Origin of the sequence: Autumnicola edwardsiae (assembly GCF_031846505.1) — a bacterium.
Classification (GTDB): domain Bacteria; phylum Bacteroidota; class Bacteroidia; order Flavobacteriales; family Flavobacteriaceae; genus Autumnicola; species Autumnicola edwardsiae.
Genome location: NZ_JAVRHP010000227.1, coordinates 1 through 1,576, shown reverse-complemented (window position 1 = coordinate 1,576; position 1,576 = coordinate 1). Strand labels below are relative to the sequence as shown.

At 37.1% G+C, this 1,576-nt stretch carries 1 protein-coding gene and 1 pseudogene; both read right to left on the bottom strand.

The genetic code is table 11. The features are described 5' to 3' along the window. Positions 1–16: 16 nt before the first annotated feature. Positions 17–1,024 (bottom strand): hypothetical protein, encoded by a 1,008-nt coding sequence (locus tag RM529_RS17245; protein ID WP_311485984.1) that lies wholly within the window; start codon positions 1,022–1,024, stop codon positions 17–19. A gap of 200 nt (positions 1,025–1,224) precedes the next feature. Continuing rightward, a pseudogene (locus RM529_RS17240) lies at positions 1,225–1,576 on the bottom strand (mechanosensitive ion channel family protein); the annotation flags it as partial.

Here is a 1,576-nt window from a genome sequence, read left to right as displayed (position 1 = left end):
ACCTGGTCATAGCCTTTTATTTCTTTTTCTTCTTTCCCGCAAAAGGATCTATGGAAAACCCTACGTTAAAATACCCGGTTGGATCCTGTTCGTTGCTATAGATATAGTCTCCGGTAGGTTCTCCTTTTTCTGTTAGACGGTTACTTATAAAATTAGTGATTCCACCCTTAAAAGTGGTAATAATATAGTCTGAAAGTCGATATTCATAAATTAAACCTGAATTTATCTCCAACTGGCTGTATTCAAAAACATCCGGGAAATTGGGATCATTCACATTTACATAAAAACCATTGCCGCCAAATGTACTACCTAAAGATAGCCTGCTGTTCATTCCAATATAGCGACGAAACAGCAGGCGTTGGGGCAGGATGAAATCAAATTCCCAGGGTGAATTTTTGAAATTATGCTTGTAAGTAAAGGTTGGGAAAAACGGTATTTGTGTAGTAGGATCTAAAAAAGTAATAGCTCCCAGTGTTATGGTGGTACGTTCTGTTCTTTTCATTATTAAAGAAGCTCCCACGAGGCCTTTCAACCTTTCAAAGCCATTGTCGTTTCCATCAACTATTACACTGGCATTGTAAATAACCGGCTTGCCGAAAAGCTGCGAAAAGTAGGTTCCGCTTACTGCACCCCTGAAATTATGAAAACCTACAATTCCATTTTGCTCAAAAATGGTGGTGGTTGAGGTATTTTCTAATTCCTGGAATTCAAATTCGTTAAAAGCATAATTTGCTGAGGCAGTTAGTACAATTTTTTTAGTATAATAAAAAGGTAAATTCAAGGAAGCATTGAAAGTCTTTTGATTTTTAATTTCACCTTCCTGGAAATCTTCACCAAATAATTCAGATTCAAAATTCCGGGATAAGCTTTGGCCATATTCAAAATTTAGGATTCGGGTTCTGGGAAATTCAGCTTTGATCTGCTTTGCGGCTTCCTGAAGGGTTCCGCTATCTTTTTCCTGGGAAAAGATCTGATTTGAAAGAAGCGTAATTGAAAAAATAAAGAAGTATTGGGATTTAGTCATTTTTATATTAGTTGGTTCATGAATGTTGAACTTGTCTTATGTATTAAAGGACAAGATTGATTATGAAATTGATAACCAGGAAAAGTAAGGAGTTCATTTTTTAATTTTTCTTTTTTTTAGAACTTCGGGTACGATGCATGGCCACTAGCACCAGAACAATCAATCCTAGTATTATGAGAGAGCCAATTGTCATAAAGTCATTATTGATTATGATCGTCATTGGTGGTTAATTGATTTAGTTGGTTTTTTTTAAAAACAAGGGTTCTATGAGGGAAAGGAATTTCCACCCCTTCGGCATCAAATCTTTTCTTGATACTCTCATAAAGTTCACACTTCATAACAAACGCAGCAGCGAAATCCCATGCCCATGCCCATGCCCGGATAGTTACTGATGAATCTCCGAGATTGGTCACCCGAACTATCACCAGTGGAACCCCGTTTCTAAGATCCTGGTTGGTACGATTATCATAAAGATTTGGATGCGCTTCACACTCTTCTTTCATGATCTTTTTTGCCAGATCAATATCGCTATCGTACGAAATACCAATCTCG